Annotated in this window: 18 protein-coding genes; 9 read left to right on the forward strand and 9 right to left on the reverse strand. The window is 59.7% G+C overall.

Annotated features, from left to right (window positions below; all coding sequences use genetic code 11):
- Window positions 1-7 precede the first annotated feature (7 nt).
- From JFT80_RS07910 to JFT80_RS07935, 6 genes are all read right to left on the reverse strand, one after another.
- Window positions 8-1,018: an ABC transporter permease subunit gene (locus JFT80_RS07910; RefSeq protein WP_008085273.1), complete on the reverse strand. Its 1,011-nt coding sequence runs from the start codon at window positions 1,016-1,018 to the stop codon at window positions 8-10.
- 73 nt (window positions 1,019-1,091) lie between these two features.
- The gene (locus JFT80_RS07915; protein ID WP_201147494.1) at window positions 1,092-2,687 is read right to left on the reverse strand and encodes an ABC transporter substrate-binding protein; all 1,596 of its coding nucleotides are present in this window, start codon (window positions 2,685-2,687) and stop codon (window positions 1,092-1,094) included.
- 78 nt (window positions 2,688-2,765) lie between these two features.
- Window positions 2,766-4,199 (reverse strand): OprD family porin, encoded by a 1,434-nt coding sequence (locus JFT80_RS07920; RefSeq protein ID WP_201147495.1) that lies wholly within the window; start codon window positions 4,197-4,199, stop codon window positions 2,766-2,768.
- Between the two features lie 175 nt (window positions 4,200-4,374).
- On the reverse strand, window positions 4,375-5,973 hold the full coding sequence (locus JFT80_RS07925) for an ABC transporter substrate-binding protein (protein WP_201147496.1): 1,599 nt from the start codon (window positions 5,971-5,973) through the stop codon (window positions 4,375-4,377).
- Between the two features lie 302 nt (window positions 5,974-6,275).
- Complete coding sequence (locus JFT80_RS07930) at window positions 6,276-7,901, reverse strand: ABC transporter substrate-binding protein (RefSeq protein ID WP_201147497.1); 1,626 nt, start codon at window positions 7,899-7,901, stop codon at window positions 6,276-6,278.
- A 463-nt stretch (window positions 7,902-8,364) separates the two neighbouring features.
- Window positions 8,365-9,081 carry an SIMPL domain-containing protein gene (locus JFT80_RS07935; protein ID WP_201147498.1) on the reverse strand — a complete coding sequence of 239 codons (717 nt, stop codon included), beginning with the start codon at window positions 9,079-9,081 and terminating at the stop codon, window positions 8,365-8,367.
- Between the two features lie 310 nt (window positions 9,082-9,391).
- Here JFT80_RS07935 and JFT80_RS07940 point away from each other — a divergent pair, with 310 nt between their 5' ends.
- From JFT80_RS07940 to JFT80_RS07980, 9 genes are all read left to right on the forward strand, one after another.
- Window positions 9,392-10,654 (forward strand): ATP-binding protein, encoded by a 1,263-nt coding sequence (locus JFT80_RS07940; RefSeq protein ID WP_201147499.1) that lies wholly within the window; start codon window positions 9,392-9,394, stop codon window positions 10,652-10,654.
- A complete protein-coding gene (locus JFT80_RS07945) occupies window positions 10,647-11,207 on the forward strand; it encodes a response regulator transcription factor (protein ID WP_007942792.1) in 561 nt (186 codons plus the stop codon). Before JFT80_RS07940 ends, JFT80_RS07945 begins: the two co-directional genes overlap by 8 nt.
- Before the next feature lie 96 nt (window positions 11,208-11,303).
- Window positions 11,304-13,031: an ABC transporter ATP-binding protein/permease gene (locus tag JFT80_RS07950; protein ID WP_201147500.1), complete on the forward strand. Its 1,728-nt coding sequence runs from the start codon at window positions 11,304-11,306 to the stop codon at window positions 13,029-13,031.
- A 170-nt stretch (window positions 13,032-13,201) separates the two neighbouring features.
- The gene (locus JFT80_RS07955) at window positions 13,202-13,951 is read left to right on the forward strand and encodes a FadR/GntR family transcriptional regulator (RefSeq protein ID WP_201147501.1); all 750 of its coding nucleotides are present in this window, start codon (window positions 13,202-13,204) and stop codon (window positions 13,949-13,951) included.
- Between the two features lie 522 nt (window positions 13,952-14,473).
- Window positions 14,474-15,385 (forward strand): 5-dehydro-4-deoxyglucarate dehydratase, encoded by a 912-nt coding sequence (gene kdgD / locus JFT80_RS07960; protein WP_201147502.1) that lies wholly within the window; start codon window positions 14,474-14,476, stop codon window positions 15,383-15,385.
- Between the two features lie 74 nt (window positions 15,386-15,459).
- Complete coding sequence (locus JFT80_RS07965; protein ID WP_201147503.1) at window positions 15,460-16,905, forward strand: aldehyde dehydrogenase family protein; 1,446 nt, start codon at window positions 15,460-15,462, stop codon at window positions 16,903-16,905.
- Between the two features lie 167 nt (window positions 16,906-17,072).
- Complete coding sequence (locus JFT80_RS07970; RefSeq protein ID WP_201147504.1) at window positions 17,073-18,434, forward strand: MFS transporter; 1,362 nt, start codon at window positions 17,073-17,075, stop codon at window positions 18,432-18,434.
- A gap of 11 nt (window positions 18,435-18,445) precedes the next feature.
- Window positions 18,446-19,999 (forward strand): galactarate dehydratase, encoded by a 1,554-nt coding sequence (gene garD / locus JFT80_RS07975; protein WP_201147505.1) that lies wholly within the window; start codon window positions 18,446-18,448, stop codon window positions 19,997-19,999.
- A gap of 319 nt (window positions 20,000-20,318) precedes the next feature.
- Window positions 20,319-21,260, forward strand: coding sequence for an AEC family transporter (locus JFT80_RS07980; RefSeq protein WP_201147506.1), 942 nt, complete (start codon window positions 20,319-20,321; stop codon window positions 21,258-21,260).
- A 129-nt stretch (window positions 21,261-21,389) separates the two neighbouring features.
- Here the strand turns inward: JFT80_RS07980 and JFT80_RS07985 are convergent, their stop codons facing one another.
- The 3 genes from JFT80_RS07985 to JFT80_RS07995 are packed head-to-tail and all read right to left on the reverse strand — an operon-like array spanning window position 21,390 to window position 23,250.
- The gene (locus JFT80_RS07985; protein ID WP_201147507.1) at window positions 21,390-21,770 is read right to left on the reverse strand and encodes a carboxymuconolactone decarboxylase family protein; all 381 of its coding nucleotides are present in this window, start codon (window positions 21,768-21,770) and stop codon (window positions 21,390-21,392) included.
- The gene (locus tag JFT80_RS07990) at window positions 21,767-22,831 is read right to left on the reverse strand and encodes a calcium/sodium antiporter (RefSeq protein ID WP_122838603.1); all 1,065 of its coding nucleotides are present in this window, start codon (window positions 22,829-22,831) and stop codon (window positions 21,767-21,769) included. The genes JFT80_RS07985 and JFT80_RS07990 overlap by 4 nt, the downstream gene beginning before the upstream one ends.
- Before the next feature lie 44 nt (window positions 22,832-22,875).
- Window positions 22,876-23,250 carry a septal ring lytic transglycosylase RlpA family protein gene (locus tag JFT80_RS07995; protein WP_201147508.1) on the reverse strand — a complete coding sequence of 125 codons (375 nt, stop codon included), beginning with the start codon at window positions 23,248-23,250 and terminating at the stop codon, window positions 22,876-22,878.
- Window positions 23,251-23,293: the final 43 nt, after the last annotated feature.

A 23,293-nucleotide genomic window follows, 5' to 3' on the forward strand; every position in this document is an offset into this window, starting at 1 on the left:
ATTGACCTCAGCGCTGATGACGGATGCGTGGGTTGGCAAAGCCGTAGAGGATGTCCACTACGAAGTTGACCAGAATCACCAGGCAGGCGATTAACAGGATGCCGTTTTGTACGACCGGGTAGTCGCGGGCGCCGATGGCTTCGATCAGCCATTTACCGATGCCGGGCCACGAGAAGATGGTTTCGGTCAGAACCGCACCGGCCAGCAGCGTGCCGACTTGCAGGCCGACCACGGTCAGTACCGGGATCAGCGCGTTACGCAGACCGTGGACGAACACCACGCGCGACGGCGACAGGCCTTTGGCCTTGGCGGTGCGGATGTAGTCTTCGCGCAGTACTTCGAGCATCGACGAACGGGTCATCCGCGCGATAACTGCCAGCGGAATGGTACCGAGCACGATAGCCGGCAATATCAGGTGATGCAGGGCATCGAAGAACGCCCCGACATCATCGGCCAGCAGCGTATCGATGAGCATGAAACCGGTGCGCGGCTCGATGTCGTAGAGCAGGTCGATGCGCCCGGAAACCGGTGTCCAGCCGAGGCTCACCGAGAAGAACATGATCAGGATCAGGCCCCACCAGAAGATCGGCATCGAATACCCCGCCAGGGAGATGCCCATCACCCCATGGTCGAACAGGGATCCTCGCTTGAGTGCCGCGATCACCCCGGCCAGGAGCCCGAGAATGCCGGCGAACAGCAGGGCGGCCATGGACAGTTCCAGGGTCGCCGGGAAGAGGGAGGTGAACTCGGTCCATACGCTCTCGCGAGTACGCAGGGATTCGCCGAGATCGCCGTGGGCCAGTTTGCCGATGTAGTCCAGATACTGGGCATACAGCGGCTTGTTCAGACCTAGGCGTTCCATTGCCTGAGCGTGCATTTCGGGGTCGACCCGACGTTCGCCCATCATCACTTCCACGGGGTCGCCAGGGATCATGCGAATCAACGCGAAAGTCAGCAAGGTGATGCCGAAAAACGTGGGGATCAACAACCCCAGTCGGCGGGCAATAAAACTAAACATCTTGTGTGGTACCTCATCAGCCGGTTAGGCGTGCCCGGTTTCCCTGCGGTCAGGGAAACCGGGAGTTTCTTATCTACTTCACCTGAGTGGTGGCGAAGTTATTAGTGGTGAGAGGGCTGATGTGGTAGCCCTCTACGTTGTTGCGCATTGCGGTAAACATCCTGGTATGGGCCATGCTGATCCATGGCTGATCCTGATTAAACAGCACTTGTGCCTGTTCGTAGAGCCTGGCGCGTTCCGCCGGATCTACTTTAGCCCGTGCCTCATCCAGCAGTGTCTGGAATTTCTCGTTGCACCAGCGTGCATAGTTCTCGCCATTCTTGGCCGCTTCACAACTGAGCATAGGCGTCAGGAAGTTATCCGGGTCGCCGTTGTCGCCCGCCCATCCGGCCGACACCATGTCGTGCTCGCCGGCCTTGGCGCGTTTGAGCATTTCGCCCCACTCCATGACACGGATGTCGATCTTGAGGCCGATCTTGGCCAGGTCGGCCTGCATCATCTGCGCGGCGAGCATCGGGTTGGGGTTGGTCGCGCCGCCGCCGTTGCGGGTAAACAAGGTCAACACGGTGCCTTCAGGCACGCCTGCTTCCTTGATCAGGGCACGCGCCTTGTCGAGATCACGCGGCGGGTTCTTCAGGTCGTGGTTGTAGCCCAGCAGCGTGGGTGGGTACGGGTTGACCGCGACCGTCGCGTTGCCTTTGCCAAACAGCGCGTTGACGTAGGCTTCCTTGTCGAAAGCGATGTCGATGGCTTTGCGCACTCGCACGTCGCTCATGTACTTGTGCTGGGTGTTCATGGCGATGTACGAGACGGTCATTGCGTCGAGTTCTTCGACTTTCAGGTTGCTGTCTTTCTTGATGCTCGGGATGTCATCCGGTTTCGGATACAGGGCGATCTGGCACTCGTTGGCCTTGAGCTTCTGCAGGCGCACGTTGTTGTCGGTGGCGATCGCCAGAATCAGCGCATCGGCCGGCGGCTTGCCACGGAAGTATTCCGGGTTGGCCTTGAAGCGTACCTGGGCATCTTTTGCATAACGCTGGAAGATGAACGGGCCGGTGCCGATCGGCTTGTTATTGAGGTCGCCGGTCTTGTTGGCCTTGAGCAACTGGTCGGCGTATTCAGCGGAGTAGATCGCGGTGAATGGCATGGCCACGTCAGCCAGGAACGGTGCTTCGCGACGGGTCAGGGTGAATTTGACGGTGTTGTCGTCAACCTTTTCCACGTTCTTCAGCAGTTCTTTGAAGCCCATGCTTTCAAAGTACGGGAAGCCCACGCTCGACAGTTTGTGCCACGGGTGATTCGGGTCCAGCTGACGCTGGAAGCTCCAGAGCACGTCGTCGGCGTTCATGTCGCGGGTCGGCTTGAAGTAGTCGGTGGTGTGAAACTTGACGCCTTTGCGCAGGTGGAACGTGTACGTCAGGCCGTCATCGCTGATTTCCCAGGAATCGGCCAGCGCCGGAACCACCTCGGTGGTGCCGGGCTTGAAATCGACCAGGCGGTTGAAAATGGTTTCGGCCACCGCATCGGCAGTGACTGCAGTTGTGTACTGGACCATGTCGAAGCCTTCCGGGCTGGCTTCGGTGCAGACCACCAAGGGTTTGGCCGAGACGCCGATGGCGGCGCTCAACAACGCGGCAGCGACGGCCGCACGTAGGGGAAGCATTTTCATCGATAACCCTCTGCAATCGGTTGAAGACAAAAAACCGAACGGCCGACTCTTCATGAGTCAGCCTTCGGTTGGCGTTTTTTACAGGATGTTGAACGGGATGGTGGTCACGAGACGGAACTCGTTGATGCTGCCGTCGGACTGGAACTCGCTCGCACGGTGCGCGGTGTAAGTGCCGCGAATGGTGGTGGCTTTCAGAGGACCGCTTTGTACGGCATAGGTCGCACCGATGCCGTATTCATAGTGGTGCTCGCCGTCCTGCTCCTGGATACCGTCGTAGCCTTTGCCGGCCACGCCTTTGTTGCCGTTGTAGTGAGTGCCGTCGATGCCCCAGCCACGCGCCTGGTAGATGTTGAATTTCAGACCCGGCACGCCGTATTCGGCCATGTTGATGGCGTAGGAAACCTGGAAGGACTTCTCGTTCGGGCCGTTGAAGTCCGACAGCAGGGAGTTGGCCAGGTAGATGCCGTTGGTTTCGTGCAGGTAGTCGAAGTACTCGTTACCGTTCACTTGCTGGTACGAGAACGTCAGGTTGTGCGCTTGGTGGGTCAAGCCGAACGACAGCGAGTAGGTGTCGTTGTCGATTTCGCCCAGCAGTTTTTTGCCTTCGTCGACGGTCTTGTAGTAGTTCAGGCCAGTGGTCAGGCTCAGTACCGAGCTGTCGCCCAGCACGTGGCTGGCGCCGAAGTAGTACTGGTTCCACAGGTCTTCGGCCTGGGTGCCCCAGAGGCTCGTAGTCAGGCTGGCGAATGGTGTGTAGGTGATGCCGGCGGTGTTGACGTGATCGGCTTCGGCACTGGAGTCGCCGTATTCGGAGCGGAACTTGCTCAGGCTTTCTTCGGTACGCGGAGAGTTGCGATCGAACGTAGCCAGATCGAAGGACAGGTTGTTCAGTTCTTCACTGTGCAGCGAAACACCTTCGAAGCTCGAAGGCAGCGCACGGTTACCGATCACATCGACCTGTGGGCTGCTGAAGCCCATGCGGCCGGCGGTCAGGGTGGTGTTGGAAACGCGAGCCTTGATGTTGGCCAAGCCCACTTTGCTCCACTGGCCCACAGCTTCGCCGCCTTCGCGGGTCAGGGTGCGGTTGTTGCCCGCGCCTGGACGAGTACCCGGTGCGCCACCGTTGTTGGATGCCAGGTTCTCGCGATCACGCTCCAGGGCGATGGCGTTGTACGCCGCGACTTCAGTGCTGAAGCCGACGGTGCCCTCGGTGAAGCCCGAGTTGTACTTGACGATGGTGCCTTGAACCCAGTTGATCCGGCGATCTGTTTCGGCCAGCGAACCATTCTTTTTATAGGCGAATTTACCGCCGCGCTCCAGTTGCTCATTGGCGTACCAGTTGCGCGTAGTACCGGTGATCGACTGACCTTCAACGAAGCCGGTCGCTTCAGCCTGGGCGCTCTTGGTGTTAACGGTCACCGGAGAGAACGCCTGGCTTTGGGTTTCCGCATAAGCCGTGGCGGTGATGCTGCTGATGGCCAGGGCCAGTATCGCGGTGCTGCTCAGTTTCATGGGTGAAGCTCCTTTACTTTCTTTTTATGCCGGCCTTTTTAGGTTGGCCGGTTATTGGTTTAGAACTCATTCACACATCGCAAACGTTTGCCAAAGGCCGGATTGGCGAATTTCGGCAAAGCGCTTGCGTGAGGGGCTAGACGGCGCCCCTCAGCGTTGCGGCTAATCGGTTGGGTTAATCGATACTGACACCCGAGAACACGTTGCGGCCGAAGGGACTCACCTTGAACCCTTCAACCCGTGTGCTTAACGGCTGGTTGACCGTCGAGTGGGCCACAGGCGTGATCGGCACTTGCTGTTTAAGCAATTGCTGGGCCTGTTTGTAAAGCACGGTGCGTTGGTCGCGGTCGGTGACGATCTTGGCCTGTTTGATCAGCTTGTCGTAAGCCGGGTCGCACCACATGGAGTAGTTGTTGCCGCCAATGGCGTCGCAGCTGTACAGCGTACCCAGCCAGTTGTCCGGGTCACCGTTGTCACCGGTCCAGCCGATCAGGCTGATGTCGTGCTCACCATTCTTGGTGCGCTTGATGTACTCGCCCCATTCGTAGCTGACGATCTTCACTTTCAGACCAATCTTCGCCCAGTCAGCCTGGAGCATTTCGGCCATCAGTTTGGCGTTGGGGTTGTAGGGGCGCTGCACCGGCATCGCCCACAGGGTGATCTCGGTGCCTTCTTTGACGCCGGCAGCCTTGAGCAGCTCTTTGGCTTTTTCCGGGTTGTAGGCGGCGTCTTTGATCGTGTCGTCGTAGGACCACTGCGTCGGTGGCATGGCGTTGACGGCCAGTTGACCGGCGCCTTGATAAACAGCGTTGAGAATCCCCTGTTTATTCACCGCCATGTCCAGCGCCTGACGCACTTCGAGCTGGTCAAACGGTTTGTGCCGGACGTTGTAGGCGATGTAACCGAGGTTGAAACCCGGCTTGGAGATCAGTTGCAGTTTCGGGTCGGCCTTCAGCGCTTCAACATCGGCAGGGCGGGGATGCAGAGTGATCTGGCACTCGCCGGCCTTGAGTTTCTGCACGCGCACCGAAGCGTCGGTGTTGATGGCGAAGATCAGGTTGTCGAGTTTGACCCGGCTCGGGTCCCAGTACTGCTTGTTGCCGCTGAAGCGGATGTTCGAGTCTTTCTGATAACTCTTGAACACGAACGGGCCAGTGCCGATCGGCTTCTGATTGATGTCGCTTGGCTTGCCTTCGGCGAGCAGTTTGTCGGCGTATTCGGCGGACAGGATCGAGGCGAAGCTCATGGCGATGTTCTGGATGAACGCGGCGTCGACGCTGTTGAGCGTGAACTCCACGGTCAGCGGCCCGGTCTTTTCGACCTTGGCGATGTTCTTGTTCAGGCTCATCCCGTTGAAGTACGGAAACTCCGTTGGATAGGCCTTACGGAATGGCTGCTGTGGATCGAGCATGCGATTAAACGTGAACAACACGTCGTCCGCGTTGAAGTCACGGGTCGGCTTGAAGTACGGCGTTGTATGAAATTTCACACCTTCGCGCAGGTGAAAGGTGTACTTGAGACCATCCTCGGAAATGTCCCACTTGGTCGCCAGGCCCGGTACGACATTGGTCGCGCCTTTTTCGAACTCGACCAGACGGTTGTAGATCGGTTCGGCCGCATCGTTATCGGTGGCTGCGGTGTACTGCGCGGTATCAAAACCTGCCGGGCTGCCTTCTGAGCAGAACACCAGACTTTTGCTGGCGGCGAAACTGGCGGACGAGACGGCCAACAGACCGGCGCCCAGCAATGCGGAAAAAACCAAGGTATGGCGCATGACGCTCCCTCTGTTCTCTGAGTATTTTCGACAAGCCTCGTTCCGACTGGGGACGTGGGGTCTTATCGAGCGCAATCCATTTACGTGAAGCAAAACCGAGAGCCCACGTATGAGCTGGTCGAACTCCGACGGTATGAGCCATCGGGCCGGCAGTAAATGCGTAGAGTCCTAAACATTCGTAGGAAAAGTAGACGCGTCCTGCGCCGGCGCTGGAGTCAGCGTCGGACATGGATGTAGGCAAATTCCTAACTTTCCGGCAGATAAAGCAACGGCGACGTCAAAAACGTCGCCGTTGCGTTAACTCAATTGCTGACGCTGACGCCGTAGAAGGAGTTCAAGCCGAATGGGCTGATCTTGAAGTCCTGCACGTTGGCGCGCATGGGTTGATACACCGTCGAGTGAGCGATAGGTGTCATTGGGACTGCATCTTTGAGGACGTGTTGCGCCTGTTTGTACAGTTCGGTGCGCTTGCCTTGGTCGGTGGTGCGCTTGGCTTCCTTCACGAGGCCGTCGAATTTCTTGTCGCACCATTTCGAGAAGTTGTTGCCGCTGAGCGAGTCGCAGCCGAACAGCACGTTCAGCCAGTTGTCCGGATCACCATTGTCACCGCTCCAGCCAATGATCATGGCCTGGTTCTCGCCACCTTTGGAGCGCTTGATGTACTCGCCCCACTCGTAGCTGGTGATCTTCACTTTCAAGCCGATCTTGGCCCAGTCGGACTGGAGCATTTCAGCCATCAGCTTGGCGTTCGGGTTGTACGGACGCTGTACCGGCATCGCCCACAGAACGATCTCGGTACCTTCCTTGACGCCGGCTTCCTTGAGCAGCTGTTTGGCTTTCTCAGGGTCGTACTTGGCATCTTTGATAGTGGTGTCGTAAGACCACTGGGTCGGCGGCATGGCGTTAACGGCCAGTTGGCCTGCGCCCTGGTAAACCGAGTCGATGATCTGCGGCTTGTTCACGGCCATGTCCAGTGCCTGACGGACGCGCAGGTCAGCCAGCGGGTTGGCCTCGTTGCTGCCCTTGACCTTGTCCATCACGTTGTAGGCGATGTAGCCCAGGTTGAAACCAGCCTGGTCAGGCATTTTCAGGGTTTTGTCTTCTTTGAGCGCTTTCAGGTCGGCTGGACGCGGGAACAGGGTGACTTGGCACTCATTCTTTTTCAGCTTTTGAATACGCACCGACGGGTCGGTGGTGATGGCGAAGATCAGGTTGTCGATCTTCACGTCTTCAGGCTTCCAGTAGTCCTTGTTGCCGGTGTAGCGGATGTTCGAGTCTTTCTGGTAGCTCTTGAATACGAACGGGCCGGTGCCGACCGGTTTCTGGTTGATGTCGGCGGCTTTGCCTTCCTTCAGCAGCTGGGCTGCGTACTCGGCGGACTGAACCGAAGCGAAGCTCATGGCCATGTTCTGGATGAACGCGGCATCCACTTCTTTCAAAGTGAACTTGACGGTGTGGTCATCGACTTTATCGATCTTGGTGATGTTGGTGTCCATCCCCATGTCGGTAAAGTACGGGAATTCGGTCGGGTACGCTTTGCGGAACGGGTCGTCCTTGTTAATCATGCGATTAAAAGTGAACAGCACGTCGTCGGCGTTGAACTCACGAGTCGGCTTGAAGTACGGGGTGGTGTGGAACTTGACGCCTTCGCGCAGGTGAAAGGTGTACGTCAGGCCATCTTCGGAAATGTCCCACTTGGTCGCCAGACCAGGAACCACGGCGGTGCCGCCACGTTCGAACTGGGTCAGACGGTTGAACATGGTTTCAGCTGAGGCGTCGAAGTCGGTTCCGGTGGTGTACTGGCCCGGATCAAAACCGGCCGGGCTGCCTTCGGAGCAGAACACCAGGTTAGTCGCAGCGGATGCGAAAGGTGCGGAGGCTAACAAGCCTGCGCCGACTAAAAACGGAATGACCGCGTGTTTAAGCATGTTGGCCTCATGATTTGTTGTCATTTTTTGATTTGAGGTACGACCTCGTGAGTCGTGCCTGCGGATACTTATGCAGGGGCCATACCCATTGCAAGATGCAGAGCGACTGCCAGCCTCAAACCGTGGCACGAACGTACCTTAATGTCGCATCTGTATAACTTTTGACGCATTTGACCGTTTGCGAGTGGTTTTTACGGTGCATATCGCGCACCCGCGTGGAGCAATCGAAGGCTGAGGTGCACCCGGTTGGCGCGCGGTGTTACTTATTTATACCCTCGCCATCGGCGCATCTGGCATATCCCACGGATGCGGCATATTTCGCGCACGCGGCGTAATCGACATATTCCACGTATGCGGCCTGATCGACGTATTCCGCGCAGGAGCCGCCGAAGGCTGCGATCTTTTGATCTCTAAGGCAAAGTCAAAAGATCGCAGCCTGCGGCACGCTCCTACAAGGGGCGGTTTAAGGCATCAACACTTCAATCGACCCATCTGCCGTCATGCTGACCTGGCTGGTGCCAGCCTCAACTTCCGGGGTCACCGGAGCGGCGTCCATGCTGGCGGCTTTCATCATCATCGGCCCGCGCATGTACGGTTGTGGATAACCGTTGCTGTTGAGGTTCAGGTTAACGATCTTGTAGCCCTTGCCGCCGAGTGCATCGGTGGCCAGTTGGGCGCGGGCCTTGAAGGCGCTGACGGCTTCTTTGAGCAGCGCGTCTTCGCTGGCTTTGCGGGTCGGGTCGGCGATGGCGAAGTCCATGCCGCCCATTTTCAGGTCACCCAGCAGTTCGCCGGTGAGTTTGGAGAGGGCGGCGAAGTCGGAGCTTTCCAGGCGCAGTTCGGCGCGTTCACGCCAGCCGGTGATTTTCTGGCCCTTGGTGTCGTAGATCGGGTAGCTGTTGCGGCTGCCCTGGCGCAGGGTGATGTCTTTGACTTGCTTGGCCTGGGCCAGTGCCTTGTTCATGGTGGTGCTGACGTCGGCGGCGAGTTTGGCCGGGTCGGTGTTTTGCTCTTCGGTGTAGAGCGTCACGATCATCTGGTCGCGGGCGACTTCCTGGCTGACTTCGGCGCGCAGGGAAATCTGGTTGTAGTGCAGCTCATCGGCGGCCAGGGCCGGAAGGCTGGCGACGCTGCCGACGGTCAGGGCGAGAAGGGCGGCGCTGCGGCGAAATGTGTGCATGAAGGCTCCTTGATGAGGGCGCAGGTGATGGTTCGGGGGCCTGCGTGAAACCATCAGACTCTAGCTTCTATGCTCCGGTTCGCCCAGTTACAACTTCTATACAGATCGAAGGCGACCGCTGCGCGGTCAATCGCGAGGCTCGCTCCACAGAGATTGCATCTTAATGTGGGAGCGAGCCTGCTCGTGATAGCGGTCTAATAGACGCCACCGTTCTTTCTGCCATGTGGTCGTTTGCCGCACTTTCGCCTCTCGAGGCCGTGGCTTGGTTATACTCCGTGCGATCCGCCTGGAGCGCTCATCAGGAGAGCTCATGCTCGCCCCCGTACAACTGACTTCCGCCACTCGCCAGAACCTCTGGCGGCTGACTTTCATCCGCACTTTGGTGCTCGCCGCGCAGGCCGGTTCCGTAGGCCTGGCCTACTGGCTGCAACTGTTGCCGTTGCCGTGGGTGCAACTGGCGATGACCCTCGGCTGCTCGATGCTGTTGTGCGCGTTCACGGCCATTCGCCTGCGCACCTCCTGGCCGGTCACTGAGCTCGAATACGCCGTGCAGCTGGCCTGCGACCTGTTTATCCACAGTGCGCTGCTGTATTTCTCCGGCGGTTCGACCAACCCCTTCGTGTCCTATTACCTGGTGCCGCTGACCATCGCCGCCGTGACGTTGCCCTGGCGCTATTCGGTGATCCTGTCCGGCATCGCATTGACCATGTACACCTTGCTGCTGGCGCGTTTCTATCCACTGGAGACCCTGCCGGTCGCCCGCGAGAACCTGCAGATCTACGGCATGTGGCTGAGCTTTGCGCTGGCCGCTGCGGTGATCACGTTCTTCGCCGCGCGCATGGCCGAAGAGCTGCGTCGTCAGGAAGAATTACGCGCGATCCGCCGTGAAGAAGGCCTGCGCGATCAGCAATTGCTGGCCGTCGCCACGCAAGCTGCCGGTGCCGCGCATGAACTGGGTACGCCGCTGGCCACCATGAGCGTGCTGCTCAAGGAAATGCAGCAGGATCATCCCGACCCGATGTTGCAGGACGATCTGAAGGTGCTGCAGGATCAGGTCAAACTGTGCAAAGAGACCTTGCAGCAACTGGTGCGCGCCGCCGAGGCCAATCGTCGTCTCGCGGTCGAAATGCAGGACGTCACCCAATGGCTCGACGAAGCGCTGAACCGCTGGCACCTGATGCGCCCGGAAGCCAGTTATCGCTTTCATCGCCTGGGCCAAGGCACGGTGCCGCGCATGGCGCCGCCGCCGGATCTGACTCAGGCGCTGCTGAATCTGCTGAACAATGCCGCCGACGCCTGCCCGGAAAACCTCAAGGTGACGCTGGACTGGGACGCGGAAAACGTGACCATCAGCATTCGTGACCACGGCGCCGGTGTGCCGCTGGCCATCGCCGAGCAGATCGGCAAACCGTTTTTTACCACCAAGGGCAAAGGTTTCGGCCTGGGCCTGTTTTTGAGCAAGGCCAGCGTGACACGCGCCGGCGGCTCAGTGAAACTCTATAGTCATGAGGAAGGCGGTACGCTCACCGAGCTGCGCCTGCCCCACGGCGCCCGAGGAGACCAACATGAGTGACGAAATCCAAGTCGAAGGCGAAGAACTGCCGCATTTGCTGCTGGTCGACGACGACGCAACCTTTACCCGCGTCATGGCTCGCGCCATGGCCCGCCGTGGTTTTCGCGTCAGCACCGCCGGTTCCGCCGAGGAAGGCCTGACCATCGCCCAGGCTGATCTGCCGGACTACGCCGCGCTCGACCTGAAAATGGACGGCGACTCCGGCCTGGTGCTGCTGCCCAAGCTGCTGGAACTGGACCCGGAAATGCGCGTGGTGATCCTCACCGGTTATTCGAGCATTGCCACGGCGGTCGAAGCGATCAAGCGCGGTGCCTGCAACTATCTGTGCAAACCGGCCGACGCCGACGACGTATTGGCCGCGCTGCTCTCCGAGCACGCCGACCTCGACACCCTGGTACCGGAAAACCCGATGTCGGTGGACCGCTTGCAGTGGGAACACATCCAGCGCGTGCTCACCGAGCACGAAGGCAACATCTCCGCCACTGCCCGCGCCCTGGGCATGCATCGTCGCACTCTGCAGCGCAAACTGCAGAAGCGCCCGGTTCGTCGCTGAACCTGCGCTGAACGACTATCGCCAGCCCTCGCGATAAAACGCACCGATCTACTATGATCGGTGCGTGTCTGTTCTTTTCTATATCGAGCCTTATCCATGAATCAGAACGCTGAATATTCCGCGGTCAACGATGCTGTGCGCGGGCAGTTTTTTCGTAAGGTGTGGGCGATCATCACGCCTTATTGGCGCAGTGAAGAGAAGGGCAAGGCCTGGACGTTGCTGATTGCCGTAATCGCGCTCTCGCTGCTCAGCGTGGGCATCTCGGTGTGGTTCAACACTTGGTACAAGGATTTCTATAACGCTCTGCAGAAGAAGGATGAAGCGGCGTTCTGGCGCTTGATTCTGTATTTCTGCGGCATTGCGGCGGTGGCGATTGTCGGGGCGGTGTATCGGCTCTACCTGACCCAGATGCTGACGATACGCTGGCGGGCCTGGCTCACCGAAAAGCATTTTTCCCGTTGGCTTGCCGACAAGAATTACTACCAACTGGAGCAGGGCGGTTACACCGACAACCCGGATCAGCGGATTTCCGAAGACCTCAACAACTTCACTTCCAACACCCTTGAACTGGGCATTGGACTGCTACGCAATATCGTCAGTCTGGTGTCGTTTTCGATCATTCTCTGGGGCGTGTCGGGGAGCATTGAAGTCTATGGCATCACCATTCCCGGCTACATGTTCTGGTGCGTGCTGGTTTACGCCGTGGTAGGCAGTTGGCTGACGCATTTGATCGGTCGTCGTTTGATCGGTCTGAACAACCAACAACAACGCTTCGAAGCCGACCTGCGTTTTTCCATGGTGCGGATTCGCGAGAATGCCGAAAGCATCGCGTTGTACAACGGTGAACCGAACGAAAATCGTCGCTTGAGCGCCCGTTTCGGCAATGTCTGGCACAACTTCTGGGACATCATGAAAGTGTCCAAACGCCTGACGTTCTTCACCGCCGGTTATAGCCAGGCCGCTATCATCTTCCCGTTCATTGTGGCCTCGCCGCGTTACCTCGCCGGCAAAATCGAGCTGGGTGAACTGATGCAGATCAGTTCGGCGTTCGGCAACGTGCAAGAGAGTTTCAGCTGGTTTATCAGTGCGTACCAGAGCCTCGCGGCCTGGCGCGCCACCTGTGATCGCCTGCTCAGTTTCCGTCAGGCCATGACCGAGAATGAGCAAAAGCCGCAGGCCATCGACGTGCAGAATTCGGGCTCGGCGTTAAAAGTACACAACCTGGGGCTGGATCTTGCTGATGGTCGCCACCTGCTGGCCGACGCCGACATGACGGTGGAGGAGGGTGACCGAGTGATGATCAGCGGCCGCTCCGGCAGTGGCAAATCGACGCTGCTGCGGGCGATGGGGCATTTGTGGCCGCGGGGCCATGGCAGCATCCGCCTGCCGGCCGAGCGGTACCTGTTCCTGCCGCAAAAACCCTACCTGCCGATTGGCACCTTGCGTGAAGCGCTGAGTTATCCACAGGTCGCCGAGACGTATCCGCAAGAGCGTTACGCCCACGTGCTGGAAGTGTGTCGCCTGCCGCACCTGCTGGGACGCCTGGACGAACCCAATCACTGGCAGCGCATGTTGTCACCGGGTGAACAGCAACGCCTGGCGTTTGCCCGCGCGCTGCTTTATGCGCCTCAGTGGCTGTACATGGACGAGGCAACGTCGGCGATGGATGAAGAGGATGAAGCCTCGCTGTATCAGGCGCTGATCGACGAGATCCCGGGCTTGAGCATTGTCAGCGTCGGCCACCGCAGCAGCCTCAAACGCTTCCATCCGCGCCATGTGCGTATCGACAATGGCCATCTGGTGGAGCAACCAGTCACCGCCTAGACGATACGCCTGTAGGAGCTGCCGAAGGCTGCGATCTTTGATTTTGTTTTGCAGGCACCGAGGGTCAAAAGATCGCAGCCTGCGGCGGCTCCTACGAGGTAGAGGTGATCGTACAACCGCGTTGAGCTATGATGCGGTTTCAACCGAATTTTTCGAGACCGATGTTCACCATGGAAAACCCGATCGCCACACCACGTCTCCCTCGCAAGCGCCGTAGCCTCGCTCAGGAACTGGTGACGGTGCTGTCCGAGCAGATCCGCGACGGTCATCTCAAACGCGGTGACAAGTTGCCGACCGAGTCGGCGATCATGGACGCCCATGGCGTCAGTCGCACCGTGGTGCGCGAAGCCATTTCACGGTTGCAGGCTGCCGGGCAGGTGGAAACCCGCCATGGCATCGGTACTTTTGTGCTCGATACCCCAAGCCCGAGTGGCTTTCGCATCGATCCCGCCACCGTGGTCACCCTGCGAGACGTGCTGGCCATCCTGGAGTTGCGCATCAGCCTCGAAGTAGAGTCCGCCGGGCTTGCCGCGCAACGCCGCAGCGCCGAGCAGTTGGCCCTGATGCGCGCCGCGCTTGATGCCCTGAACGAAAGCGCTGCCCATGCCAGTGACGCCGTGGCCTCGGACTTCCAGTTTCACCTGCAGATCGCCCTGTCGACCGGCAACCGCTACTTCACCGACATCATGACGCACCTGGGCACCAGCATCATTCCGCGCACCCGCCTCAACTCGGCGCGGCTCGCCCACGACGACCAGCAGCATTACATGAGCCGCCTGAGCCGTGAGCACGAAGAGATCTACGACGCCATCGCGCGCCAGGATTCCGATGCGGCACGGGCCGCCATGCGCCTGCACCTGACCAACAGCCGCGAGCGGCTGCGCCGCGCCCATGAAGAGGCAGAGGCGCAGCGGGGCTAAACCTGACGGGAGCAGGGCGTGCTCGCGATGGCGGCGGCACCTCCACTATCGACGCGACAGGAGCACTGCGATCGCCAGCAGCCGCACTCCTGAAACAGGCATGAGTGAAATCCGGTTCTGTGTCCATCGACGCTCCCTGTGGGAGCCGGGCTTGCCCGCGATGGCGGCGGTACATCCACTATCGACGCGACAGGAACACTGCGATCGCCAGCAGCCTCACTCCTGCAACGGGCCTGAGTGAAATCCGGTTGTGTGTCCGTCGACGACCCCTGTGGGAGCCGGGCTTGCCCGCGATGAGGCCAGCGATCATCCCGTCGGCTCTGAAAGTAGACATCCTCGGACAACGTACCTCTCAGCCGTAGCTATCCAACGCCCATCCAGCTGCAGGTTTTCTCACTTATTCCCCTCCTGACGATGAAATGCAGTTGACGGTTATTTTTTAAGTTGTACGATGACCTACAACTTCGGCGAAGGCTGAAACGGTCCAATCACAAAAAACGTTGCTACCAGGGTGTTCGAATAATGAATCCACAAGAACTGAAGTCCATCCTCTCTACCGGCCTGCTGTCTTTCCCGGTAACCGATTTCAACGCGCAGGGCGATTTCCATCGCGCCGGCTACATCAAACGTCTGGAATGGCTGGCGCCGTACGGTGCTTCGGCATTGTTCGCTGCGGGCGGCACCGGTGAGTTCTTCTCCCTCGCTGCCAGCGAATATTCGGAAATCATCAAGACTGCCGTCGACACCTGCGCGACCAGCGTGCCAATTCTCGCCGGCGTTGGCGGTTCGACTCGTCAAGCCATCGAATACGCTCAAGAAGCCGAGCGTCTGGGCGCCAAAGGTCTTTTGCTGCTGCCGCACTACCTGACCGAAGCCAGCCAGGATGGGGTTGCCGCCCACGTTGAAGCCGTGTGCAAATCGGTCAACATCGGCGTGGTGGTTTACAACCGTAACGTCTGCCGCCTGACCGCACCGCTGCTGGAACGCCTGGCCGAGCGCTGCCCGAACCTCATCGGCTACAAGGATGGCCTGGGCGACATCGAGTTGATGGTGTCGATCCGTCGCCGCCTCGGCGATCGCTTCAGCTACCTGGGTGGTTTGCCGACCGCCGAAGTCTACGCCGCTGCTTATAAGGCACTGGGCGTGCCGGTCTACTCCTCGGCGGTGTTCAACTTCATTCCGAAAACCGCGATGGATTTCTACCACGCCATTGCCCGCGAAGATCACGCCACCGTCGGCAAGATCATCGATGACTTCTTCCTGCCGTACCTGGACATCCGCAACCGCAAGTCCGGTTACGCCGTGAGCATCGTCAAGGCAGGCGCCAAAATCGCCGGCTATGACGCTGGCCCGGTACGGGCGCCGCTGACCGATCTGACTGGCGAAGAGTACGAAATGCTCGCCGCGCTGATCGACAAGCAAGGTGCGCAGTAACACCCGATAAAACCGAGGCCGCTGAGCAATCAGCGGCTTTTTGCGTAAAGGCTTTTAGTTTTGAGGGCTGCCCAGTGACAAATGCAAAGCGCTACGACAACTACATCAACGGTGAATGGGTTGCCGGTGCCGATTACTCGGCCAACATCAACCCGTCCGAGCTGACCGATACCATTGGCGAGTACGCCAAGGCGGACCTGGCCCAGGTCCACGCCGCCATCGACGCCGCTCGCGCTGCGTTTGCGGCCTGGTCCACTTCGGGCATTCAGGCTCGTCACGATTCGCTGGACAAAGTCGGCACGGAAATCCTCGCCCGTCGCGAAGAACTCGGCACCTTGCTGGCGCGGGAGGAGGGCAAGACCCTGCCTGAGGCCATCGGCGAAGTGACCCGCGCCGGTAACATCTTCAAGTTCTTCGCCGGTGAATGCCTGCGCCTGTCTGGCGATTACGTGCCGTCAGTGCGCCCGGGCGTCAACGTTGAAGTCACCCGCGAAGCGCTGGGTGTGGTCGGTCTGATCACGCCGTGGAACTTCCCGATCGCCATTCCTGCGTGGAAAATCGCCCCGGCTCTGGCCTACGGCAACTGCGTCGTGCTGAAACCGGCCGATCTGGTCCCGGGCTGCGCCTGGGCCCTGGCTGAAATCATCTCCCGCGCAGGCTTCCCGGTCGGCGTATTCAACCTGGTGATGGGCAGCGGTCGTGTGGTTGGCGACGCGCTTGTTCAGAGCCCGAAAGTCGATGGCATCAGCTTCACCGGCTCGGTCGGCGTTGGTCGGCAGATCGCCGTCAACTGCGTGTCGCGCCAGGCCAAAGTGCAGTTGGAAATGGGCGGCAAGAACCCGCAGATCATTCTCGACGATGCCGACCTCAAGCAAGCGGTCGAGCTGTCGGTACAGAGCGCGTTCTACTCCACTGGCCAGCGTTGCACCGCATCGAGCCGCTTGATCGTTACCGCCGGGATTCACGACAGGTTCGTTGAAGCCATGGCCGAGCGCATGAAGTCGATCAAGGTCGGCCACGCGCTGAAATCCGGTACCGACATCGGTCCGGTGGTTTCGCAAGCGCAGCTTGAGCAGGACATGAAGTACATCGACATCGGTCAGTCCGAGGGTGCGCGTCTGGTCAGCGGCGGCGGCCTGGTGACCTGTGATACCGAAGGCTACTACCTCGCGCCGACCCTGTTTGCCGACAGCGAAGCGGCGATGCGCATCAGCCGCGAAGAGATTTTCGGCCCGGTGGCCAACATTGTTCGGGTGGCCGATTACGACGCCGCGCTGGCCATGGCCAACGACACCGAGTTCGGTCTGTCGGCGGGCATCGCCACCACTTCGCTGAAGTACGCCAACCACTTCAAGCGCCACTCCCAGGCCGGGATGGTGATGGTCAACCTGCCGACGGCTGGCGTGGATTACCACGTTCCGTTCGGTGGGCGTAAAGGTTCATCCTATGGATCCCGTGAGCAAGGCCGCTATGCGCAAGAGTTCTACACGGTCGTGAAGACCAGTTACATCGGTTCCTGATCCACGCAATACCTGTGGGAGCTGGCTTGCCAGCGATAGCATCACCGCGAAAGTGACTGACACTGCGCGGTGCCTGCATCGCGGGCAAGCCCGGCTCCCACAGGAAATCAGCGCCTACAGAACACCGTTATTACCCGCATAAAAATAATCAGTGGGAGTACATCTACATGCAATCGTCCAAGCCTACTCACGTCCGCTATTTGATCTTGCTCATGCTGTTCCTGGTGACCACGATCAACTATGCCGACCGCGCGACCATCGCCATTGCCGGTTCCAGCCTGCAAAAAGACCTCGGTATCGACGCGGTCACCCTCGGTTATATCTTCTCCGCATTCGGTTGGGCCTACGTCGCCGGGCAAATTCCCGGTGGCTGGTTGCTCGATCGTTTCGGCTCGAAAAAAGTCTATGCGCTGAGCATTTTCACCTGGTCGCTGTTTACCGTGCTGCAAGGCTTTGTCGGTGAGTTCGGCATGTCCACGGCCATCGTTGCGCTGTTCATGCTGCGCTTTCTGGTGGGGCTGGCTGAAGCGCCATCCTTCCCCGGCAACGCCCGCATCGTCGCGGCCTGGTTTCCGACCGCTGAACGCGGCACCGCCTCGGCGATCTTCAACTCGGCGCAATACTTTGCCACCGTGTTGTTCGCACCGCTGATGGGCTGGATCGTCTACTCCTTCGGTTGGGAGCACGTGTTCATCGTCATGGGCGTGTTCGGCATCGTCTTTTCAGGCATCTGGCTGAAGGTTATCCACAGCCCGCGCCAACACCCGATGGCCAACGAAGCGGAAGTGCAGTTCATCGCCGACAACGGCGGCATGGTCGACATGGATGTCAAGCAAGGCAAAAAGGCTGATGGCCCGAAGTGGGATTACATTCGTCAATTGCTGACCAATCGCATGATGCTCGGCGTTTATCTGGGCCAGTACTGCATCAACGGCATCACTTACTTCTTCCTGACCTGGTTCCCGGTGTATCTGGTGCAAGAGCGTGGCATGACCATTCTCAAGGCCGGTTTCATCGCGTCCTTGCCGGCGATCTGCGGTTTCATCGGCGGCGTGCTGGGCGGAGTGATTTCCGATTACCTGCTGCGCAAGGGCCATTCACTGACTTTCGCCCGCAAAGCGCCGATCATCGCTGGCCTGCTGGTATCGAGCAGTATCGTTGCCTGCAACTATGTTGACGTAGAGTGGATGGTCGTCGGCTTCATGGCTTTGGCCTTCTTCGGCAAAGGCGTTGGCGCATTGGGCTGGGCGGTGGTCTCCGACACCTCGCCGAAACAGATCGCCGGTCTGAGCGGTGGCCTGTTCAACACCTTCGGCAACATCGCGTCGATCACCACGCCAATCGTGATCGGCTACATCATCAGTTCCACCGGTTCGTTCAAATGGGCATTGGTGTTTGTCGGTGCCAACGCACTGGTCGCGGTGTTCAGCTATCTGGTCATCGTTGGCCCGATCAAACGTGTGGTGCTCAAGGAACCGCCGGTGAGCGGTTCTGAAACGCATAATAAATTGTCCCAAGCGCATTCCTGAGGAGCGGCGTCATGCAGTTGATTGAACATTCCGACTCGCCGCGCTACATCCGCCTGCACGAGCGGGACAACGTAGTGGTTGTGGTCAATGACCAGGGTGTACCGGCCGGTACTGAATTCCCCGATGGCCTGGTCACGGTGGATTTCGTGCCGCAGAGCCACAAGGTCACTCTGGAAGACATTCCCGAGGGCGGCCAGGTAATTCGCTACGGGCAAATCATTGGCTACGCGTTGCAGCCGATCCCCCGTGGCAGTTGGGTCAAGGAAGATCAACTGCGCATGCCCACCGCGCCGCCGCTGGACAGCTTGCCGCTGTCTACCGAGGTACCGGACGCGCAAACACCGCTGGAAGGCTTCACCTTCGAGGGTTATCGCAACGCCGACGGCACCGTCGGCACGCGGAACATTCTCGGGATCACCACCACGGTGCAGTGCGTCACCGGCGTACTCGATCACGCGGTGAAACGGATCAAGGACGAGTTGCTGCCGAAGTACCCGCACGTCGATGACGTGGTGGCACTGACCCACAGTTACGGCTGCGGCGTGGCCATTACCGCCACCGACGCCTACATCCCGATTCGCACCGTGCGCAATCTGGCGCGCAACCCGAACCTCGGTGGTGAGGCGCTGGTGATCAGTCTGGGCTGCGAGAAATTGCAGGCCGGGCAGGTGATGCATGAGGATGATGCGTCGGTCGATCTCAGCGATCCATGGCTGTATCGCTTGCAGGATTCCAGTCACGGTTTCACCGAGATGATCGAGCAGATCATGCAACTGGCCGAAGTCCGCCTGAAGAAACTCGACCAGCGCCGCCGCGAAACCGTGCCGGCGTCCGAGCTGATCCTCGGCATGCAGTGCGGCGGCAGCGATGCCTTCTCCGGCATCACCGCCAACCCGGCGCTGGGTTATGCCTCGGACCTGTTGTTGCGCGCGGGGGCGACGGTGATGTTTTCCGAAGTCACCGAAGTGCGCGATGCGATTTATCTGCTGACTTCCCGCGCCGAGACCAAGACCGTCGCCGAGGAGCTGGTGCGCGAGATGGACTGGTACGACCGTTATCTGGCCAAAGGAGAAGCAGATCGCAGCGCCAATACCACGCCGGGCAACAAGAAGGGCGGGCTGTCGAACATTGTCGAGAAGTCGTTGGGCTCGATCGTCAAGTCTGGCAGCAGCGCGATCAATGGCGTGCTGGGCCCTGGCGAACGCTTCAAGCGCAAAGGCCTGATTTTCTGCGCAACCCCGGCCAGTGATTTTGTCTGCGGGACCTTGCAGCTGGCGGCCGGGATGAACCTGCACGTATTCACCACCGGGCGCGGTACCCCGTATGGTCTGGCGATGGCGCCGGTAGTGAAAGTCTCGACCCGCACCGAGCTGGCGCAACGCTGGCCTGACCTCATCGATATCGATGCCGGGCGGATTGCGACAGGGCGGGCTTCGATCAAGGACCTGGGGTGGGAGTTGTTCCACTATTACCTGGATGTTGCCAGCGGCAAGAAACAGACATGGGCCGAGCAGCACAAGCTGCATAACGACATCACCCTGTTCAACCCGGCGCCGATTACCTAAGACCGCGTCGCCTGCATCGCTGGCAAGCCAGCTCCCACAGGGATTTCTGCGTTGCATAAAACGTATGAACATCGAGGATCTGTGTGAGCTGGCAAGCCAGCCCCCACAAGGATTTCGGCGTTGCATAAAACGTATGAACGTCGATGAATCTGTGAGAGCTGGCTAGGCAGCTCCCACAGGGATTTCTGCGTTGCATAGAACGTATGCACGCCGAGGAATCTGTGGGAGCTGGCTTGCCAGCGATAGCGGTCTACCAGACGCCAACGTCCCGGGTGGCTTATCATTGCCCCCTAACGACGCTCACCCAAGGCTCTCCGGCATGCTGGCAATTTTCCTCGAAACCCTGAACATCACCGCGCCGGTGTTTGCCATGCTGTTTCTCGGTGTGCTGCTCAAGCGCATCGACTGGATCAACGACAACTTCATCCACACCGCCTCGTCACTGGTGTTCAACGTCACGATGCCGGCGCTGCTGTTCCTCGGCATTCTGCACGCCGACCTGCACGCTGCACTGCAACCGGCGCTGCTGATCTACTTTTCCCTCGCCACGCTGGTGAGTTTTGCCCTGGCCTGGGGCTGGGCGATTTTCAAATGCCCGCGCGAAGACCGCGGCATCTATACCCAAGGCGCATTTCGCGGCAATAACGGCGTGATCGGTCTGGCACTCGCTGCGAGCATGTACGGCGATTACGGCATTTCCCTCGGGGCGATTCTCGCGGCGCTGGTGATCCTGTTTTACAACACGCTGTCGACCATCGTGCTGGCGGTGTACAGCCCGGTGATCAAGTCTGATCCGTGGAGCATCTTCAAGAGCGTGATGATCAACCCGTTGATCATCAGCGTGATTGCGGCGGCGCCGTTTGCTTATTTCAAGATCGGTTTGCCGGGATGGCTGGAAACCTCAGGTCAGTACCTGGCGCAGACCACTTTGCCCCTGGCCCTGATCTGCATCGGCGGCACCCTTTCGCTGGCAGCGATGCGAAAAAGTGGCTCGATGGCGCTCAGTTCCAGCCTGGTCAAGATGATCGGCCTGCCGGTGCTGGCGACGCTGGGCGCTTGGCTGTGGGGTTTTCGCGGGGCGGAACTGGGAATTTTGTTCCTGTACTTCGGCAGCCCGACCGCTGCCGCCAGTTTTGTCATGGCCCGCCAGGCCAATGGCAACCACGAGCTGGCGGCAGCGATCATAGTGATCACGACCTTGATTGCGGCGGTGACCACCAATGTCGGGATCTTTTTGTTGCAGTGGGGCGGGTGGATTTAGCCCAGGGGGTTGCGGCGCTCTTTCGGGCCTCTTCGCGAGCAGGCTCGCTCCCACATTTGGAATGCATTCCCCTGTGGGAGCGAGCCTGCTCGCGAAGGCGGCAGACCTATCACCACAACTTTCGAATAATCACTCGGGCTTCTGATAGGTATCGATCACTTCCTGCGCCGCCCGAAACGCATCAATCGCTGCCGGCACACCGGCATACACCGCGCAATGCAGCAGCGCCTCGCGAATTTCATCCACCGTGCAGCCGTTGTTCAGTGCACCGCGCACGTGGCCTTTCAGCTCTTGCGGGCACTTCAACGCAGTGAGCGCCGCGAGGGTGATGAGGCTGCGGGTTTTCAGCGGCAGGCCCTCGCGATTCCATACGCTGCCCCATGCGTGCTCGTTGACGAAGTCCTGCAGCGGCTGGGTAAAGTCGGTGGCATTGCCCAGTGCGCGATCGACAAAAGCATCGCCCATCACTTGCCGACGCACTTCAACGCCGGGTTTTTTATTGTCGGTCATGGCACTTCCTTTTTGTGGTGTTGGCGACGCCAGGCGAGCAGTGACGTAAGCAGCACAAACGCCACCAGGGCTGGCAGGACGAAAAACAGCATCAGGTGTTCAAGCTTGCCGGCCAGCGGCATGCCGGTGGTGAAGGACACCACGTGCAGGCCGTAGGCCAGGTACAGTCCCAGGAAAACCAGGCCTTCGGCACGCGTCACCCGATAACCGGAGTAGAAGATTGGCAGGCACAGCGCCGCGACGCCGAGCATCACCGGCAGGTCGAAATCCAGGGCGTTGGGCGAGACCGACAAGGGCGTCGGAGCAATCAGCGCCGTGACGCCGAGCACGCCCAGCAGGTTGAACAGGTTGCTGCCAATGACGTTGCCCACGGCAATTTCACGCTGGCCGCGCAAGGCCGCAATCAACGAGGTGGCCAATTCCGGCAGGGAAGTGCTGATGGCCACGATGGTCAGGCCGATGATCCGTTCCGAAAGCCCAAGATCAGTCGCGACCGCGACCGCAGCGCCCAGTAGCAGGTGGCCGGCATACACCAGCATCCCCAGGCCGGCGACGATCATCAGCAGGCTGCTGAACCAGGGCGCCTGGCGAGTTTCATCGTGAGATGGCGGCCGCGCCGAGTGGCGCGACTGGCGCAACAACAGGCCCAGGTACACCATCAGCGCGGCCAGCAGCACCATGCCGTCGAAGCGGGTCAGTTCTTCATTCCAGGCGAGTATGAACACCAGCAGGCTGGCGCCGATCATCAGCGGAATATCCAGGCGCACCACCTGCCGGGACACCCGCAGGGGGATAATCAGCGCCGACAGGCCAAGCGTTACCAGGATGTTGAAAATGCTGCTGCCGATGACGCTGCCCACCGCAATGTCGACGTTCTGTGCCAGGGTCGCCTGCAGGCTGATGGCCATTTGTGGCGCGCTGCTGCCGAGGGCGACGATGGTCAGGCCGATGATCAGCGGCCGCACGTGCAGGCGTGCGGCCAGGCGTACGGCGGCCCGCACCATCAGCTCGGCGCCGGCGATCAGTAGAACCAGGCCGCTGAGCAATTCAATTACGTTGATCAGGGGCAAATCTGCAAGTCCGAAAATGGTCGGCGCTCCAGCTGTCAGTCGTCGAGGGCTTGCACGCGAACCCGCGCGGTGCCGCTGCCGAGCATACCGAGTTGTTCGGCGGCTTCGCGTGAAACATCGATCAAGCGCCCACGGGTGTGCGGCCCACGGTCGTTGATGCGGACCACGCAAGACTTATCGTTTTTCAGGTTGGTGACCTTCACCCGCGTACCGAACGGCAGTTGGCGGTGGGCGGCAGTCAGGGAATTCTGGTTGAAAGGCTCGCCACTGGCGGTGCGTTTCCCTTGGTGTTTGGCGCCGTAGTAGGACGCCGTGCCGGTCTTGTCGTAGCCGTGGGGATCGACGATTTCATTGCTGGAACAGCCGGCCAACAGAGAGAGCAGGGCGCAAAGCCCGAGTAGACGCTTCATTCAGGGTTTCCCGAAAACAAATGTGGGAGCCAGCCTGCGGGCG

The organism is Pseudomonas sp. TH10 (assembly GCF_016651255.1).
Taxonomy (GTDB): domain Bacteria; phylum Pseudomonadota; class Gammaproteobacteria; order Pseudomonadales; family Pseudomonadaceae; genus Aquipseudomonas.

What these genes read in the sequence shown, in the direction of transcription:
- JFT80_RS07910 (WP_008085273.1), bottom strand. Translation starts at nt 1,018, where the DNA reads ATGTTTAGTTTTATTGCCCGCCGACTGGGGTTGTTGATCCCCACGTTT.
- JFT80_RS07915 (WP_201147494.1), bottom strand. Translation starts at nt 2,687, where the DNA reads ATGAAAATGCTTCCCCTACGTGCGGCCGTCGCTGCCGCGTTGTTGAGC.
- JFT80_RS07920 (WP_201147495.1), bottom strand. Translation starts at nt 4,199, where the DNA reads ATGAAACTGAGCAGCACCGCGATACTGGCCCTGGCCATCAGCAGCATC.
- JFT80_RS07925 (WP_201147496.1), bottom strand. Translation starts at nt 5,973, where the DNA reads ATGCGCCATACCTTGGTTTTTTCCGCATTGCTGGGCGCCGGTCTGTTG.
- JFT80_RS07930 (WP_201147497.1), bottom strand. Translation starts at nt 7,901, where the DNA reads ATGCTTAAACACGCGGTCATTCCGTTTTTAGTCGGCGCAGGCTTGTTA.
- JFT80_RS07935 (WP_201147498.1), bottom strand. Translation starts at nt 9,081, where the DNA reads ATGCACACATTTCGCCGCAGCGCCGCCCTTCTCGCCCTGACCGTCGGC.
- JFT80_RS07940 (WP_201147499.1), top strand. Translation starts at nt 9,392, where the DNA reads ATGCTCGCCCCCGTACAACTGACTTCCGCCACTCGCCAGAACCTCTGG.
- JFT80_RS07945 (WP_007942792.1), top strand. Translation starts at nt 10,647, where the DNA reads ATGAGTGACGAAATCCAAGTCGAAGGCGAAGAACTGCCGCATTTGCTG.
- JFT80_RS07950 (WP_201147500.1), top strand. Translation starts at nt 11,304, where the DNA reads ATGAATCAGAACGCTGAATATTCCGCGGTCAACGATGCTGTGCGCGGG.
- JFT80_RS07955 (WP_201147501.1), top strand. Translation starts at nt 13,202, where the DNA reads ATGGAAAACCCGATCGCCACACCACGTCTCCCTCGCAAGCGCCGTAGC.
- kdgD (WP_201147502.1), top strand. Translation starts at nt 14,474, where the DNA reads ATGAATCCACAAGAACTGAAGTCCATCCTCTCTACCGGCCTGCTGTCT.
- JFT80_RS07970 (WP_201147504.1), top strand. Translation starts at nt 17,073, where the DNA reads ATGCAATCGTCCAAGCCTACTCACGTCCGCTATTTGATCTTGCTCATG.
- garD (WP_201147505.1), top strand. Translation starts at nt 18,446, where the DNA reads ATGCAGTTGATTGAACATTCCGACTCGCCGCGCTACATCCGCCTGCAC.
- JFT80_RS07980 (WP_201147506.1), top strand. Translation starts at nt 20,319, where the DNA reads ATGCTGGCAATTTTCCTCGAAACCCTGAACATCACCGCGCCGGTGTTT.
- JFT80_RS07985 (WP_201147507.1), bottom strand. Translation starts at nt 21,770, where the DNA reads ATGACCGACAATAAAAAACCCGGCGTTGAAGTGCGTCGGCAAGTGATG.
- JFT80_RS07995 (WP_201147508.1), bottom strand. Translation starts at nt 23,250, where the DNA reads ATGAAGCGTCTACTCGGGCTTTGCGCCCTGCTCTCTCTGTTGGCCGGC.